The 15,035-nt window shown below is 68.4% G+C and carries 15 protein-coding genes; 10 read left to right on the top strand and 5 right to left on the bottom strand.

The window, feature by feature from the left end:
* Positions 1 to 38: 38 nt before the first annotated feature.
* Positions 39 to 1,424: an ABC transporter substrate-binding protein gene (locus ABD212_RS11695; protein WP_344094805.1), complete on the bottom strand. Its 1,386-nt coding sequence runs from the start codon at positions 1,422 to 1,424 to the stop codon at positions 39 to 41.
* 263 nt (positions 1,425 to 1,687) lie between these two features.
* Here ABD212_RS11695 and ABD212_RS11690 point away from each other — a divergent pair, with 263 nt between their 5' ends.
* The 9 genes from ABD212_RS11690 (at position 1,688) to ABD212_RS11650 (ending at position 9,719) form a co-directional block, all read left to right on the top strand.
* Complete coding sequence (locus tag ABD212_RS11690) at positions 1,688 to 2,731, top strand: zinc-dependent alcohol dehydrogenase (RefSeq protein ID WP_344094803.1); 1,044 nt, start codon at positions 1,688 to 1,690, stop codon at positions 2,729 to 2,731.
* Positions 2,728 to 3,525, top strand: coding sequence for a sugar phosphate isomerase/epimerase family protein (locus ABD212_RS11685; RefSeq protein WP_344094801.1), 798 nt, complete (start codon positions 2,728 to 2,730; stop codon positions 3,523 to 3,525). Before ABD212_RS11690 ends, ABD212_RS11685 begins: the two co-directional genes overlap by 4 nt.
* Entirely contained in the window at positions 3,522 to 4,814 is a 1,293-nt protein-coding gene (locus ABD212_RS11680) for an MGH1-like glycoside hydrolase domain-containing protein (protein WP_344094799.1), read from the top strand. Before ABD212_RS11685 ends, ABD212_RS11680 begins: the two co-directional genes overlap by 4 nt.
* Positions 4,811 to 5,545 (top strand): ThuA domain-containing protein, encoded by a 735-nt coding sequence (locus ABD212_RS11675; protein WP_344094797.1) that lies wholly within the window; start codon positions 4,811 to 4,813, stop codon positions 5,543 to 5,545. The genes ABD212_RS11680 and ABD212_RS11675 overlap by 4 nt, the downstream gene beginning before the upstream one ends.
* 89 nt (positions 5,546 to 5,634) lie before the next feature.
* Positions 5,635 to 6,543: an alpha/beta fold hydrolase gene (locus tag ABD212_RS11670; RefSeq protein WP_344094795.1), complete on the top strand. Its 909-nt coding sequence runs from the start codon at positions 5,635 to 5,637 to the stop codon at positions 6,541 to 6,543.
* A gap of 27 nt (positions 6,544 to 6,570) precedes the next feature.
* Positions 6,571 to 7,461 carry a GlcNAc-transferase family protein gene (locus ABD212_RS11665; RefSeq protein WP_344094793.1) on the top strand — a complete coding sequence of 297 codons (891 nt, stop codon included), beginning with the start codon at positions 6,571 to 6,573 and terminating at the stop codon, positions 7,459 to 7,461.
* Positions 7,458 to 8,102, top strand: coding sequence for a prolyl hydroxylase family protein (locus ABD212_RS11660; protein WP_344094791.1), 645 nt, complete (start codon positions 7,458 to 7,460; stop codon positions 8,100 to 8,102). The genes ABD212_RS11665 and ABD212_RS11660 overlap by 4 nt, the downstream gene beginning before the upstream one ends.
* A gap of 90 nt (positions 8,103 to 8,192) precedes the next feature.
* Complete coding sequence (locus ABD212_RS11655) at positions 8,193 to 8,495, top strand: hypothetical protein (RefSeq protein ID WP_344094789.1); 303 nt, start codon at positions 8,193 to 8,195, stop codon at positions 8,493 to 8,495.
* A gap of 108 nt (positions 8,496 to 8,603) precedes the next feature.
* The gene (locus tag ABD212_RS11650) at positions 8,604 to 9,719 is read left to right on the top strand and encodes a 5-methyltetrahydropteroyltriglutamate--homocysteine S-methyltransferase (RefSeq protein WP_344094787.1); all 1,116 of its coding nucleotides are present in this window, start codon (positions 8,604 to 8,606) and stop codon (positions 9,717 to 9,719) included.
* A 140-nt stretch (positions 9,720 to 9,859) separates the two neighbouring features.
* On the opposite strand, the gene ABD212_RS11645 is transcribed toward ABD212_RS11650, so the two are convergent.
* From ABD212_RS11645 to ABD212_RS11630, 4 genes are read right to left on the bottom strand one after another with little or no spacing between them, the layout of a single operon-like run.
* Entirely contained in the window at positions 9,860 to 10,828 is a 969-nt protein-coding gene (locus ABD212_RS11645; protein ID WP_344094785.1) for a VOC family protein, read from the bottom strand.
* Positions 10,829 to 10,855: 27 nt separating this feature from the next.
* Positions 10,856 to 11,929 (bottom strand): 4-oxalomesaconate tautomerase, encoded by a 1,074-nt coding sequence (locus tag ABD212_RS11640; RefSeq protein WP_344094783.1) that lies wholly within the window; start codon positions 11,927 to 11,929, stop codon positions 10,856 to 10,858.
* Positions 11,916 to 12,620: a 4-carboxy-4-hydroxy-2-oxoadipate aldolase/oxaloacetate decarboxylase gene (locus ABD212_RS11635; RefSeq protein ID WP_344094781.1), complete on the bottom strand. Its 705-nt coding sequence runs from the start codon at positions 12,618 to 12,620 to the stop codon at positions 11,916 to 11,918. Before ABD212_RS11635 ends, ABD212_RS11640 begins: the two co-directional genes overlap by 14 nt.
* Before the next feature lie 13 nt (positions 12,621 to 12,633).
* On the bottom strand, positions 12,634 to 13,389 hold the full coding sequence (locus tag ABD212_RS11630; RefSeq protein ID WP_344094779.1) for a PIG-L deacetylase family protein: 756 nt from the start codon (positions 13,387 to 13,389) through the stop codon (positions 12,634 to 12,636).
* A gap of 212 nt (positions 13,390 to 13,601) precedes the next feature.
* Between ABD212_RS11630 and ligM the strand changes: the two genes are divergently transcribed.
* A complete protein-coding gene (gene ligM, locus ABD212_RS11625) occupies positions 13,602 to 15,005 on the top strand; it encodes a vanillate/3-O-methylgallate O-demethylase (RefSeq protein WP_344094777.1) in 1,404 nt (467 codons plus the stop codon).
* Positions 15,006 to 15,035: the final 30 nt, after the last annotated feature.

Here is a 15,035-nt window from a genome sequence, read left to right as displayed (position 1 = left end):
CGCCCGAACCTGAGGGATTCGGGCGCCACACGCCTCGGTCAGAGGCCGAGGTCTCCCTTGATGGAGTTGGCCTGGTCCGCGGCCTTCTTCGCGGCGTCTTCCGCGCTCAGGCCGGAGTTGATGGTCTCAGACAGCACGCCCGGAAGCACGAACTGTCCGCCGACGGCGCCCGCGAGGGCTCCTTGACCTTGGGGCAGGCCCCACCGGTTGAACGAGTTCGGTGCTTCGACCAGCGACTTCAGGACATCTTCACCGTAGATGGAGGACAGCAGCTCCTTCGAGTCGACGCCGACCTTCATGCCCTTCCACGCGTCGGTGAATTTGGAAGGATCGTCGGCGGTGCCCAGGCGCGTGGGGATCTTGCCCTCAGGAGCGATCGCCAGCCAGTCGGGGTAGGCGTCATTCATCATGTACTTGATGAGATCCTGCGTGCCCTTGGAGGCGCCCGTCATGACCGACCAGGACACGATCTCTCCGAACGAGGCCGGCTCGCTGCCGTCCGGTCCCTGAACTGCGCTGACGATCCCTGTGTTCTTGGCGAGGAATGACGGATCCGTGCACTCGGGGCAAGTCGGCAGCGCGTCCTTGCGCAGGCCCGCCAGTTCATCGAGCAGGAATGACGACCAGACGACCATGGCCGCCCCGCCGCTGAAGTACGTGGCGCGCGTGGTGTCGGCATCCTGATTGCCTGCGACCGAACCGTCCTTGATGAGCTTCGTATAGAAGTCGATCGCGTCGACGCATTCCTTGCTCTGGAGCGTGACGTCGCCCGAGTCATTGACGAGCTGGCAGTTGTTGGCGAGGGCGAAATGCTCGAACGTCTGGGCCGTGAACGAATCGGCGGGCGCGGTGGCGGCCACGATGCCAGCGACCTTGGACGTCTGCAGGGCGGTCGCAGCCTTGGTGATGGTGTCGTACGTCGTCGGAGCGGCGAGGCCGGCCTTGGCGAACATGTCCTTCCGGTAGAAGAGCAGCTGCGCCCATCCGTCACTGGGCACGCCGATCTGCTTGCCGTCGGCGTTCTGCGTCAGCTTGAGTGCGCGCTGCGAGAAGGTGTCGGCGCCGAGGTCATCCACGATGGCCTTTGCGGCATCCGAGTCGACGACCCCGTCGGTGTCGAGCTGGTTGAGCGCGTTGAGCGAGACCGCGCCGATGGCGTCGGGGAGCTGGTTGGATGCCGCAGCCGAGGCGAGCACGGTAGCGAGCTGGTCTTCGGCGATCGCGACGAGCTCGACCTTGGTGCCGGTCTTCTTCGTGTACGCATCGAGGATCGCCTGCTGCGCCTGGACGCGTTCGGCGGTGTCTTCGACGGTCCAGATCAGCAGCTTGTCGTCGGCCTTCTGCCCTCCGCCGGCGGAACAGCCGGAGAGCAGCAAGGCACTGGCAGTGAAGGCGGCGATGACGCCTGCGCGAGCTTTGCGCATGGTCTCTCTTTTCAGTGTGTGGGGGTCAAGGTCCGCTGGAGGGCGGAGCACTGCCTGGTCGTCATCGACTCGGATCCACAACCGGGAGCGCTATGGTCATTGAAGCATCTATTTATGTCTTTCCACAAGACCTAATTTGATTCGGGTGACTTCGATTGCCTCATCTTGATGGACTTATTTATGTCTGATTGTGGGAATAACACTTGTCACTTCCGCCGATTGCGCCTATGGTTGCGACCGACACGATCAGAGAGGGTGGGCCGATGGGCTTGCGCGTCACGTTTCCCCGAGCACGGACGGTGTCCGTCGTCGATGATCCCGAACCGGCACTGCAGCCAGGGGAGGTGCGGGTACGCACCCTCTATTCCGGAATCTCCGCCGGCACGGAGCTGACCGCGTATCGCGGCACGAGTCCGCACGTGACCAAGCACTGGGACGCGCAGTCGCGGCTGTTCGCCGACGGGGCGGCCGAGGCGGCGTTCCCTGTCACCACACTCGGCTACGAAGAGGTGGGCGAGGTCGTCGAGGTCGCGGACGCCGACGCGCCGGTCGCGATCGGCGACCGCGTGTGGGGCACCTGGGGGCATCGCACGTCGGCGGTGCTGCGGTCGCAGGATGCCGCGGCCCGGACGCTCCCGGCAGACGCCGACCCGCGCGTCGGGATCTTCTCCCACATCGGCGCGGTGGCCCTGAACGCGGTGATCGACGCCGACATCCACGTCGGGGAGTGGGTGGCGGTGTTCGGCCTGGGCGTGCCCGGGCAGCTGGTCGCACAGCTGGCGCGCCTCAACGGCGCTCGGGTCATCGTCGTCGACGGCATCGCCTCGCGGCGAGAGCTCGCGCTGCGCCTCGGTGCCGAGAAGGCGCTCGACCCCTCTAGTCCCGTCGCCGAGACCATCCGCGAGCTCACCGGTGGGCGCGGCGCCGACGTCGCGATCGAGATCAGCGGCAACGCCCGCGCACTGCACGAGGCGATCCGCTCGGTCGCCTACAACTCGCGGGTGGTAGCGGCGGGCTTCCTGCAGGGGGATGCCGTAGGCCTTCGCATGGGCGAGGAGTTCCACCACAACCGCGTCCAGCTGGTGTGCTCGCAGATCTCGGGCTCGGGACCTTCCGTGAGCCACCGCTGGGATCGCTATCGCCTGAACAGCACGGTCATCGGGCTCGCGGCATCCGGTCGGGTCGACGCGCTCTCGCTCATCAGCAGCACTGTCGCGCTGGACGACGTCGCCGACGTGTACCGGATGCTGGACGACAACCCCCGCGACGCACTCCAGGTCGTCATCGACATGCGAGGCGCCCGATGAACGCCGTGTGCGTGCAGGAGCAGGTGCTGTGGGGCGACACGCTCGAGGCCAAATGGGAGCTCGCCCAGTCATGGGGCTTCGACGGCATCGAACTTCGCGCACAGGGTGACGGCGCGTTCGTCGCGCGCCTGCCCGAGCTGCGGCGCGCCGTGGCCAATGGCGTGAACACGCCCACGGTGTGCGTCGAGATGAGCCATTTCATCGGCGCATTCGATCCCGACCTGCGGCGGGATGCGGTCGTGCAGATGTCCGATCAGCTGCGTGTCATCGCGGCGCTCGGGGGTCGCGGCGCGATGACGCCCGCGTCGTGGGGGATGTTCTCCCGACGACTGCCCCCGTTCGAGCCGCCCCGCTCCCCCGAAGAGGACACCGCCGTGATGGCGGAGTCCTTGCTGACACTCGGCGAAATCGCCGCCGCCGAGGGCGTCGCCCTCTTCCTCGAGCCGCTCAACCGCTACGAGGACCACATGGTGAACTCGCTGGCGGACGCCGTGCGGCTGATCCGGCTCGTCGGTCTGGACAGCGTGCGCGTGGCTGCCGACACGTACCACATGAACATCGAGGAGGCGGATCCGGCGGCCTCGCTGATCGCCGCCGGCCCCTACATCGGCCACATCCAGGCGAGCGACTCCAACCGGCTCGAGCCGGGCGCGGGACACATCGACTGGGCGCTGTTCGGAGCGACCGTGCAGGCCATCGGCTACGACGGCGCGATCGCGGTCGAGAGCCGTCTGTCGGGCCCGGCCGAGGACGTCCTCCCCTCGGTTCCGCCGCTGCTCCGGCGGTACCTGTGAGCGACCGCGCCCTCCGGGCGGCGACGCAGGTGCTCGCCGAGAACTGGAGGGGGACCTACACCGTGCCCGCCGCCGGACTGTACCCGCACCAGTGGAGCTGGGACTCGGCCTTCATCGCGATCGGACTGCGGCACATCTCGCCGAGACGGGCCCAGCAGGAGCTCGATGCGATCTTCAGCGCCCAGTGGGATGACGGGCGTCTGCCGCAGATCGTTTTCAACCCCAGGCTCGATGTGCAGTACTCGCCGGGAGCGTCGTTCTGGCACAGCGAGCGCATCCCCGGCAGCCCGGCGGTTCCGACATCCGGTCTCATCCAGCCGCCCAACCATGCGCTCGCGACACTGCTCGTCCACCAGTCCGATCCCGAGACCTCGGAGCGCCGCCGGTTCCTCTCCCGGTCGTACGAGTCGCTGCTCGGCTGGCACGACTACCTCGAGCAGCGGCGGACCGGCGCCTCGGGGCTGGTCCACATCGTGCACCCCTGGGAGAGCGGCATGGACAACTCGCCGTTCTGGGACGCGCCGCTCGCGGCGATCGGAGCGTCGTTCGGCAGCGACATCCCGCGACCCGATCTGAACCATGCCGACGCCAGTCACCGGCCGTCGAACGCGGAGTACGGCAAGTACCTGTATCTCGCGGCGAGGTATCGCGACCACGACTGCGATGACCGGGATGACGCCTACCCCTTCATCCTCGAGGATCCCGCGGTCCACGCGCTGCTGATCCGGTCGGAATGGGCGATGGCGCAGCTCGCCGATCTGCTGGGCGCCGACTCCGCCGGCCATCGCCGCAAGGCACGTGAGCTCACCGACGCCCTCGAGTCGCTGTGGGACGACGAACTCGGCTGCTACGTGGCGAACGACGTCGTCGCCGGAGCGAAGCAGCGATTCCGCACCGTCTCGGGGCTGATCCCGCTGCTCGTGCCGGATCTGCCGCGCACCGATGAGCTGCTGCGCACCCTGTCGTCCGAGCACTTCCGCCTCGGCGGCACGGCGCTCGTCCCCAGCCACGACCTCACCGCAGCGACATTCGACTCGGCGCGGTACTGGCGGGGACCGTCGTGGTTCAACACCGCGTGGCTCATCGCCGAGGCCCTCCACGAGCGCGGATTCTCGGATGCCGCACGCGCGCTCGCGACGCAGATGGCCGATCTCGGCCTCGACCACGACTTCCCCGAGTACGTTGATCCTCACAGCGGCGAGCCCCGCGGCACCCAGCGATTCAGCTGGACGGCGGCGCTCAGCCTCGATCTGTACGAACGCCTGCACGCCGAGGGGGAGGTGCTGTGACGGACGCACCGCGCATCACGGTCTGGAACGAGAACGTCCACGAGCGCCATGAGGCGCCGATCGCCGCGATCTATCCCGACGGCATCCACGGTGCGATCGCCGAGGGCCTGCGCGCGTCTCTGCCCGACGCCACAGTGGTCACCGCCACGCTGGAGCAGCCCGAGCACGGCCTGACCGACGCCCGGCTGGCCGAGACCGACGTGCTGTTCTGGTGGGGGCACGGAGCGCACGACGAGGTCGACGAGGCTATCGTCGAGCGCGTCGCCGAGCATGTCCTGTCGGGCATGGGCCTGGTCGTCCTGCACTCGGGGCACTTCTCGCGCATCTTCATCCGCCTGATGGGCACGACCTGCTCGCTGCGCTGGCGTGACGACGGCGACCGCGAGGTGCTCTGGAACGTCGCCCCGGGGCACCCCATCACCGCGGGCGTGCCCGATCCGCTCGTGCTGGGCGAGCACGAGACGTACGGGGAGTTCTTCGACGTCCCCCCGCCCGACGATCTCGTGTTCGTCAGCAACTTCAGCGGCGGCGAGGTCTTCCGATCCGGGCTCACCTACCGGCGCGGCCGCGGCCGCATCTTCTACTTCAGCCCGGGCGACCAGAAGTATCCGATCTACCACCGGGCCGACATCCGCCGTGTGCTCGCCAATGCAGCCGTCTGGGCGCAGCCGCAGAGCCCGCGCGAGCTGCCGACCGTGTCGCACCGTCCGCGCGAGTGGTTCACAGGCTGACCTGACCGGGGACGGGTCGATTCGGTTACGCTGTTGCCGCGCCGATGGCGGCGAACAGCGACGTGCCGACAGCAGAGGGCTGCCCACCCATGATCACCAAGGTCACCCCCGACCACCTGCAGGTCCCCGTCACGGGCGGCGAGCTGCACGCCCTCACCTGGGGCTCCGGCGACGAGGTCATCGTCGCCATCCACGGGATCAGCGCCTCGGCGGTGTCGGTCCAGCCGCTGGCCGACCGCCTCGCCTCGCGCTACCGCCTCGTCGCGCCGGACCTGCGCGGCCGCGGGGGCAGTGCGCGGCTTCCGGGTCCCTTCGGGATGGCTGCGCACGCCGCCGACATGGTGGCGCTGCTCGATCACCTGGGGATCGAACGTGCCACGGTCATCGGAGAGTCGATGGGCGGATACGTCGCGGTGCAGCTGACGGTCTCGCATCCGGGGCGCGTCGAGCGGCTGGTGCTCGTCGACGGCGGACTCCCCCTGCCGATCCCCGAGGCGCTGCTCGCCGATCCCGATGCCGCCATCGCGGCGATCCTCGGCCCCGCGCTCGCGCGGCTGCGGATGACGTTCGAATCCCGCGACGCCTATCGCACGTTCTGGCAGGACCACCCGGCCCTTCGTGACGTGTGGAATCCGTACCTCGACGATTACGTCGACGCCGATCTCACCGGTGAAGCACCGCGATTCCGATCGGTCGTGTCCGAAACGGCCGTCGTGCAGGACGGCAGGGACCAGCTCGTCAACAAGGACCTGCAGCGCCTGTCCGAGCTGACCTGCCCGGTGACACTCGTCCGCGCCGGCCACAACCTGCTGAACGAGCCGACGCCGCTGTTCGGCGATGAGACCGTCGCGGCCTGCATCGAGCTGCTCCCGCAGCTCGTCGTCATCAGCGCGCCCGAGCTGAATCACTACAGCCTCATGCTGACGGATGTCGGTGCCGACCTCGTCGCCGGCGCGGTGCTGTCCCAGCTGAGCGCGCATTCGTCAGCGAGCGACTGACTCGCCCCAGCACTCGGAGAGAGTCACGTGTCTGCGTTGTCTCGTCCATGGATATTCGTCCAGATCCCTGCCTACTGCGACTCCGAGCTCGCGCCGACGGTTCGCAGCCTTTACGCTCGCGCCGACGACCCCGGCCGGCTGCGGACGGTGATCGCCTGGCAGCGGGCGCCCGGCGAGGAGGACCTTCCCGAAGACCTGCTGCAGAGGCGAGGCCTCGAGATCCTGGAGTCCCCGGCTGCCGAGAGCAGAGGACCGAACTGGGCGCGCCACGAGATCCAGCACCGGTACTCGGGCGAGGAGCTGACGCTGATGCTCGACTCGCACATGCGCTTCGAGCAGGGATGGGACGCCGCCGCCACCGGAATGCTGGCCACGGCATCGGCGCGCAGCGGCGACCGCACGCTGCTCACCGGCTATCTGCCGGGATTCATTCCGCGGGCAGGTGCTCGGGGTCGGCGCACCCAGCCCACACGCATCTATCCGCTGCATCGGCAGGACGGCGTCCTGACCCGCCTGACCAGCTATGTCCTGCCCTTCTGGCGGCAGCTGGATGCGCCCGTCGAAGCCGAGTACCTGTCGCTGCACTTCGTCCTCGCGCCGGGAGAGTTCAACGAAGCCGTCCCACACGACCCGGAGATCTACTTCTTCGGCGATGAGGTGGCGCTCGGATGCCGCGCCTACACGCACGGCTGGACGCTGTGGCATCCGCATCGGGTCATCGGCTGGCACGCCTACGACCGCTCCACGCGGGTGCCGCACTGGGAGACGCATCGGGACTGGCACGCGGCGCATCTCAGCACCCTGGACCGGCTGCGCGGGCTCTTCGCGGAAGATCCCGCCTACCGCCGGCTGCTCGGTCGCGAGCGCTCGGTGGCCGACTACGAACGACACATCATGACGAGGCTGGTGGTGCGATGAGTCTTGCCGCGCATCTCACACGAACCGGGATCGCCTGGGCCGACGACTGGCTCGACGAGCGTGACGCGCGGCGGATCCGCGAGGAGCTCGACTTCACGTTCTGGAAGCGCAGCCAGGTCCTGGATCGCGGTCCTGAAGGTCTCCACTCGCGGGAGAGCACCGAGCGCACCAGCGAATCGACGAATGAGCGCTGGTTCACTCCGAAGCTCCGGGAGCGCGTCGCCCGCATCGAGCAGCGCATCTGCCTCGAACTGGACGTCGAGGCAGAGAGGCTCGAGCCGTGGCAGGCCGTTCGCTACGAGCCGGGCGGGCGCTTCGGCATCCATCACGACGGCGGATCGTTCGCGGACGACCCGGCGGGCGAGCGCGTGCTCACCTTCCTGCTCTGCCTGCAGGCGCCGGATGCCGGTGGCGCGACGTACTTCCCCGAACTCGACCTGGTCGTTCCGCCCGTCGTGGGAAGGCTCATCGTCTGGCAGAACCTGACGCCGTCGGGCGAGATCGACGAGCGGATGCGGCACGCCGCGACGCCCGTGCATCAGGGCCGGAAGGTGATGCTGACGACGTGGTCGCGTCAGCACGCCGTCCCCCGCCCGGTGACGGCCGAGCAGGTTCCGGCGGACGAGCCCCGCACGGGGTGATGCCGATGCGCGACAGCGGTTGCTCTGACAGCGCGCCGGGGCGGGTGTAGCCTGCCCCCGGGGAGCCCGAGGTGGCGGAAGGGACGCAACATGGCCGACGAGGATGTCGTCAAGCGTGTGATCGCGAAGTTCGGTCCGACGCTCGATCTGCAGAACCGCCCGCAGGACCTCATCGATATCCTTCGGACGGTGCGGCTGGACGATCCCGACGGCGGACTCCCGCCAGGCGGGGTGCCCGAGCCGCCGCCCGGACCGACCAGCTTCGACAGGTCGGAGGTGCGGCTGGATGACGTGATGGCCGAGGTGCTGCGGCTGTCTCGGACGGTCTCCAAGACCGCGAAAGACGTGAAGAAGCTCCGCACTCAGATCGAGGCCTCCGGCCAGACGGGATAGCGCCTGTTCTCACGCGCTTTCGTCGTGCGGGCTCAGGGCGCGAACCCCCTGTGTCTTTTCGCGTCCGAGACCGAGCGGGGCGCGGCATCCGCGCAATACACTCGCGGAGTGACCCACAGCCCGCCGTACCGTGCCGACATCGTCGGAAGCTTCCTCCGCCCCGACGTCCTGCATGAGGCTCGCGCCGCCCATGCCGAGGGCCGCCTCGACGATGGATCACTGGCCGAGATCGAAGATCAGGCGATCGGCGAGCTGCTGATCAGGGAAGTGGATGCCGGCCTGAAACTCGCGACCGATGGCGAGTTCCGCCGTTCGTGGTGGCACTTCGACTTCTTCGGCGGTCTCGGCGGCGTGGACATCGTCGAGCTCGATCACGGCATCCAGTTCCAGGGCGTGCAGACCAAGCCCAGGGGCGTCGAGATCTCGGGTCCGATCCGCTTCGACGACTCGCATCCGTTCCTCGCGCATTTCCGCTACCTCAAGGATGCGCTCGCCCGCACCACCGGAGCCACGCCGAAGTTCACCATCCCGTCTCCGACGGTGCTCGACTTCCGGCTCGAACCGGGCCACATCGACCCGGCGTTCTACGCGGGCCGCGAAGACATCGTCGACGACCTCGTCGCCGCCTATCGCGATGCCGTGCACGCCTTCTACGACGCAGGCGCCCGCTACCTGCAGTTCGACGACACCGCGTGGGCGTATCTCTGCTCGGACGTCGAGCTCGAGAAGGCCCGCGAGCGCGGCATCGACACCGATGGGATCGCCGAGCGCTACGCGGCGCTGCTCAATCGCGTGCTCGACGGCAAGCCCGACGATCTCGTCGTGACCACGCATGTGTGCCGCGGCAACTTCCGGTCGACGTGGATCTCGTCGGGCGGCTACGAGCCGGTCGCCGAGCAGCTGCTGGGCGTCGTCGACTACGACGGCTACTTCCTCGAGTACGACTCCGACCGTGCCGGAGGTTTCGAGCCGCTGCGCTTCCTGCCCGAGGGTGACAAGACAGTCGTGCTCGGGCTCATCACGACCAAGAGCGGGGAACTCGAGAACATCGACGCCACCAAGAAGCGGATCGACGAGGCGACGGCCTTCGCCCCGCTCGACCAGCTCGCCCTCAGCCCGCAATGCGGCTTCGCCTCGACGGAGGAGGGCAACCTCCTCACCGAGGACGAGCAGTGGGCGAAGATCCGCGAGGTCGTCGCGATCGCCGACGACGTCTGGCGCTGAGCCGCGGACGTTCGGCGCGTTTCACCTCGCTTCGCTCGCTCAACGACCGGGGACTCGATGCCCCGGTGGCGCGCCACGCGACGGCGTCCTCCTCAGGTCGTTGAGCGAGGAGCGGAGCGACGAGACGAAACGCGTCGGCGTCAGTCGTGCGCCGAGGCATCCACCACGGGCGTGCCGTGTGTGTGGAACGACTCGATCGTCTTCATGCCCCACGCCTGACCCTTCTTGCGCTCCTCCTCGCTCCACTCGACCACCGGCTGATCGGGGTCGAGCAGCAGCCGCGCTCCGGCGTTGGCGAACTCGATGCGGTTGCCGCCGGGCTCCCAGACGTAGAGGAAGAAGGTCTGGTTGATCGCGTGCTTGTGCGGACCCGACTCGATGTGGATGCCGTTCTGGAGGAAGATGTCGGCCGCCTTGAGGATGTCCTCCCGGGTATCGGGGGCGAAGGCGATGTGGTGCAGCCGGTTGCCGTGCTTGGTCCAGTCGTCGGAGTAGACGATGTCGTACGACTTCAGCGAGAAGTGGAACCACCACGCCGCGAACCTGCCGTTGTCGAGGCGGATGCGCTCGGACTCGCGCATCCCGAGCGCATCGGCGAGGAACCGGCCGTTCGCCTCGACATCCTTCGCGAGGAAGTTGATGTGATCGAGCCGGCGCGCGTTCACGCCGCGACCGGGAAACGCGGATGCCTGGTTCTTCAACGCGGGGCGATCCTCGTCGGTGGCCTCGTACCGCTGCGTCTCGTAGTAGACCGCGAAGGAGTGTCCGTCGGGATCCCGGAACAGGTAGGTCGGGCCGGTCCCGACCTCGCCGTCGACCCAGCCCTCACCGAGTCCCAGTGCGTCGATAGCGGCGACCCGGCGTTCGAGTGCCTGCTGCGAGGCAGCCCGCACCGAAGTCCGGCCGACGCCCGCGGCATCCGACCGCGTCAGCTTGATCGTGTACAGCTCGTACTCGTCCCAGGTGCGCAGGAAGACCGAGTCGCCCCGATCCGCGACCACCCGCATCGCGAGCAGATCGCGGAAGAACCACAGGCTCTTGTCGAACTCGGGGGTGAGCAGTTCCACGTTGCCCAGGTGGGCGACGTCGAACGACGTGTGGTCGGTCATGACAGTCCTCTCTGACGTGCGACGGCGTCACCGAGCGGGGCGCGGGAACACGGTGCCGTCGAACAGCTTTCGGGCGGTGCGGATGGAGGTCGAGGTTCCGCGCCAGACTCCCTGGGCATCCTTACCGACCGACACGCGGGCTGGGAACGAGCCGGTTGGGTGCTCGATGTCGATCGACCCTTCGCCGGGAAGCCGCGCGAGATCGGAGCCGACAGCGCCCGGGATGCTGATGCCCGCGGCTACCGACGCGGCCATGAGCACCCCGATCGAGGTGTGAACGCGTCGGGGGATGAACGCACGCGTCGAGATCGCGCCGCCCCCACGCGGAGCCGACACCAGGATCATCTTCGGCACCGTCTGGCCGGACACGTCGCCCAGCCCCATCAGGGGTCCCGCGGCACGGCGCAGGTCCTCGACGGTGTCGGCAACGTCGATGTCCGCCTCGAGTTCGGCCGGGGTCTCGGTGCCGTCGACGCCGAACTCTTCCGCGCGCAGCAGCACCACCGGCATCCCGTTGTCGACGAGGGTGACGCGGTGCCCGGCGAGCTCGTCGGCGACGTTCCCGGTCGGCAGCAGCGGCCTGTCCGACGCCAGCTCGAGCGAGATCCGCGCGGCGGTCCCCGGCACGCCGTCGATCGCGGTGTCTCCCGCGTAGTCCGGCCGGCCGCCCGGAGTCGCGAAGACGGCGGTCGCGGCATCCCCCGTGTTGATCAGCCGGATGCGCACCATGGTGGACTCGGCGCCGGCGGCGACCAGCCCCCGCTCGACGGCGAACGGGCCGATGCCCGCGAGCAGGTTTCCGCACGTCTGCGCGTCGCTGACGACGGGCTCGTCGACCACGACCTGCAAGAAGAGGTAGTCGACGTCGAAATCCGGATCGGTCGACGCCGACACGATCGCGACCTTGCTGGTCAGCGGGTGAGCCCCTCCGATGCCGTCGATCTGGCGCGGATCGGGACTCCCCATGATCCGCAGCATCAGATCGTTGCGCACGGCGGCGTCGGCCGGCACATCCTCTGCCAGGAAGTACGCGCCTTTGGACGTTCCGCCGCGCATGAGCATGCACCGGATGCCGTCGCGCTCCGGGTCAGCGGCCGCCATCGTGGTACTCCGACTGCGTCACGTACGTGACCCCGAGATCGTCGAGGATGCCGCGCAGGCCGCTGACGTCCATCGAGATCTCGCCCGCCTCGTACCTCGCACGGTTTGCGGCCTCTTTCGCGGCCCGCGTTCGGGAGGCCTCCAAGGCCTCGGCGGCGCGCTCGCGCGGCACGACGGTCACTCCGTCGTCGTCGGCGACGATGACGTCACCGGCGTTGACGACGACGCCGCCGAGGATCACCGGCACATTCACCGAGCCGGGCGTGTCCTTGACCGTGCCCTCGGAGCTCACGTGGACGGTCCACACCGGGAAGCCCATCGTCCGCAGCTCGCCGGTGTCGCGCACCCCCCCGCTGGTGACGTATGCCCGCACTCCACGGGCCTGCATCTGGGTGGCCATCAGCTCGCCGATGTACCCGTATGCCGAGTCCGCCACGGGTACGACCACGATGATGTCGCCCGCCTGCGCCTGTTCGATCGCGGCGTGCACCATGAGGTTGTCGCCGGGCGCCGTGAGGACGGTCACGGCGCTGCCCGCCACCGCGGTCCCCTGCTGAATGGGGCGGATCCGCGCACCCGCATAGCCGATGCGCCCGAGGGCTTCATGCACCGTCGCCGAGCCGAACTCGGCGAGGGCGTCCACGACCGCGGGGTCGGCGCGCACGATCTCCGTGACGATCACATGGCTCATCGGCGGGTTCCGCTCACGTGAGGACGTCCGTCACCTGGGGGAAGTACCGCATGTAGGCCTCGCCCATCGTCTCGTGCGCCAGCCCGAGGTTCGGGCCCGCGTTGCGCTTTACCTGGACGCCGCGGCGCACCGCGAGGTCGGTGTAGTACGACCACATGTGCTGCTGGGCGGGCAGGCACTCCATGGCGGCGCGCTTGCGCGGGAACGCCGCGGTGATGTCGAGCAGCACGTTCGGCTTGAAGTCGCTCTGCTCGGGCTGGTGAGGCTCGAAGAAGAACACCGGCGGCGCGCCGATGATCTCGCTCTGGCTGGGGAACGCGCCGTCCGAATTCGCGACGCCGATCGCCTGCGCGAGGATCCGGGCCTGCAGAGCCATACGCGCCGCCGCCGGGTGGTCGCCGTTGTACGGGTCGGACAGCGGGTGCGTCAGCACGACCGTGGGCTGCACTCGCCGATACACGTCGACAAGTCTCGCGACCGCCTCAGCGGACTCGGTCAGCGGGTAGTCCCCAAGGTCGAGGAACTCGATCTCGGCGCCGAGAGCGGATGCCGCGGCCTCGGCCTCCCCGCGGCGGATGGCCTTGATCTCGTCGAGACTCTTGCCCTGCAGCCACTGGCTGGCTGACTCCCCGCGCTCCCCGTAGGAGAGGCACGCCACGACAGCACGCTCGCCGCGCATGGTCGCCGCCGCGATCGCGCCGCCCGCCCGCCAGACGAAGTCTCCGGCGTGGGCGCTGACCACCAGGACGCAGGGCGCGCTCTCAGCCATGGAACTCCTCTTCGCGTCGGGCTCCCGCCCCCGCGGCAGCCGGCCGCGCATCGACCTCGATCAGCGCCACGGGGTCATCGAATCACACTACTCGCGTTTTGGTCAAGATTCTGTCTACAATATTGGCGACGGGTATCCCTCTGGACGTAGGTAAATGACCCCCGTATCATTCTCGTCAGACCGAACCACAGACAAGGAAGTCGAGGTGCCTCATGGCACGCAATCTCCAGGAACTGATCGACGAGCGGGGAAGCGTGGTCCAGATGCTGCGCAATTCGCAGCTCGGCACCTACATCTACCCTGTGGTTCCCGCGGAATTCAGCAACTGGCGCCGCGAGCAGAAGGCCTGGCGCGAGACGGCGGTGCTCTACGACCAGACGCACCACATGGTGAACTTCTTCGTCTCGGGTCCGGATGCGCTGCGGCTCCTGCGCGAGACGGGCATCAACAGCTTCGCGAACTTCCCGGTGAACACGGCCAAGCAGTTCGTGCCGACGGCCTCGAACGGCGGCGTCATCGGCGACGGCATCCTGTTCCACCTGGCGCAGGACGAGTTCGTGTACGTCGGCCGTGCTCCTGCCGCGAACTGGCTGCAGTTCCACGCGGAGACCGGCGGATACGACGTCGAGGTCCGCTACGACGACCGCTCGCCGTCGCGCCCCTACGGCGAGGCCGTGCATCGCGAGTACTACCGGTTCCAGATCCAGGGGCCGAGCGCGTGGCCCATCATCGAACGGCTCAACGGCGGCACGCTCGACCCGGTGAAGTTCTTCCACATGGGCGAGCTGACGATCGACGGCGAGCACGTGCGCACCCTCCGCCACGGCATGGCCGGCGCGCCCGGCCTCGAGCTGTGGGGTCCGTACGAGCAGCACGGCAGGATCAGGGACGCGATCCTCACGACAGGGGCCGAGTTCGGCATCGAGCCGTGCGGCTCGCGCGCGTACTCCTCGAACACCCTCGAATCGGGATGGATCCCCTCGCCGCTGCCGGCGATCTACTCGAGCGAGGGCGAGCGCGCCTACCGCGAGTGGCTGCCGGCGACGAGCTACGAGGCGACCAACGCGCTCGCGGGCTCGTTCGTCTCGGACGACATCGCGGACTACTACCTCACCCCCTGGGAGCTCGGATACGGGTCGTTCATGAAGTTCGACCACGACTTCATCGGTCGCGAGGCGCTCGAGCAGGTCGACCCGGAGCAGCAGCGCAAGAAGGTCACGCTCGCGTGGGATGACGAGGACCTCGCCAGGATCCTCACGAGTGTGATCGACCGCGAAGGCCCGGGCTATCAGTTCTTCGACCTGCCGAACGCGAACTACGGCTCGTCGAACTACGACGCGGTCATCGACGCGGACGGCACCGACGTGGGGCTGTCGCTGTTCACCGGCATCACGGCCAATGAGAAGCGCGGACTGTCGCTCGCGACGGTCGATCGCGACATCCCGATCGGCACCGAAGTGCGCGTCGTCTGGGGCGAACCCGACGGCGGGTCCGACAAGAAGACGGTGGAGCCGCACGAGCAGATCGCCGTCCGGGCGGTCGTCAGTCCGGTGCCGTACGCCGAGACGGCACGGCTCGAGTACCACGGCGGATGGCGCTCCGGCGGCTCGCTCTGACCTCCCACCCACCGCTCCCGAAGGGCACAT

It is taken from the genome of Microbacterium deminutum, assembly GCF_039530205.1.
Taxonomy (GTDB): Bacteria; Actinomycetota; Actinomycetes; order Actinomycetales; family Microbacteriaceae; genus Microbacterium; species Microbacterium deminutum.
This window is presented reverse-complemented; position numbering and strand designations above follow the sequence as displayed.

Excerpts from the sequence above, each read along its gene's own strand:
- ABD212_RS11685 (WP_344094801.1), top strand. The coding sequence starts at position 2,728 with ATGAACGCCGTGTGCGTGCAGGAGCAGGTGCTGTGGGGCGACACGCTC.
- ABD212_RS11645 (WP_344094785.1), bottom strand. The coding sequence starts at position 10,828 with ATGACCGACCACACGTCGTTCGACGTCGCCCACCTGGGCAACGTGGAA.
- ABD212_RS11660 (WP_344094791.1), top strand. The coding sequence starts at position 7,458 with ATGAGTCTTGCCGCGCATCTCACACGAACCGGGATCGCCTGGGCCGAC.
- ABD212_RS11635 (WP_344094781.1), bottom strand. The coding sequence starts at position 12,620 with ATGAGCCATGTGATCGTCACGGAGATCGTGCGCGCCGACCCCGCGGTC.
- ABD212_RS11655 (WP_344094789.1), top strand. The coding sequence starts at position 8,193 with ATGGCCGACGAGGATGTCGTCAAGCGTGTGATCGCGAAGTTCGGTCCG.
- ABD212_RS11670 (WP_344094795.1), top strand. The coding sequence starts at position 5,635 with ATGATCACCAAGGTCACCCCCGACCACCTGCAGGTCCCCGTCACGGGC.
- ligM (WP_344094777.1), top strand. The coding sequence starts at position 13,602 with ATGGCACGCAATCTCCAGGAACTGATCGACGAGCGGGGAAGCGTGGTC.
- ABD212_RS11695 (WP_344094805.1), bottom strand. The coding sequence starts at position 1,424 with ATGCGCAAAGCTCGCGCAGGCGTCATCGCCGCCTTCACTGCCAGTGCC.
- ABD212_RS11630 (WP_344094779.1), bottom strand. The coding sequence starts at position 13,389 with ATGGCTGAGAGCGCGCCCTGCGTCCTGGTGGTCAGCGCCCACGCCGGA.
- ABD212_RS11640 (WP_344094783.1), bottom strand. The coding sequence starts at position 11,929 with ATGGCGGCCGCTGACCCGGAGCGCGACGGCATCCGGTGCATGCTCATG.
- ABD212_RS11690 (WP_344094803.1), top strand. The coding sequence starts at position 1,688 with ATGGGCTTGCGCGTCACGTTTCCCCGAGCACGGACGGTGTCCGTCGTC.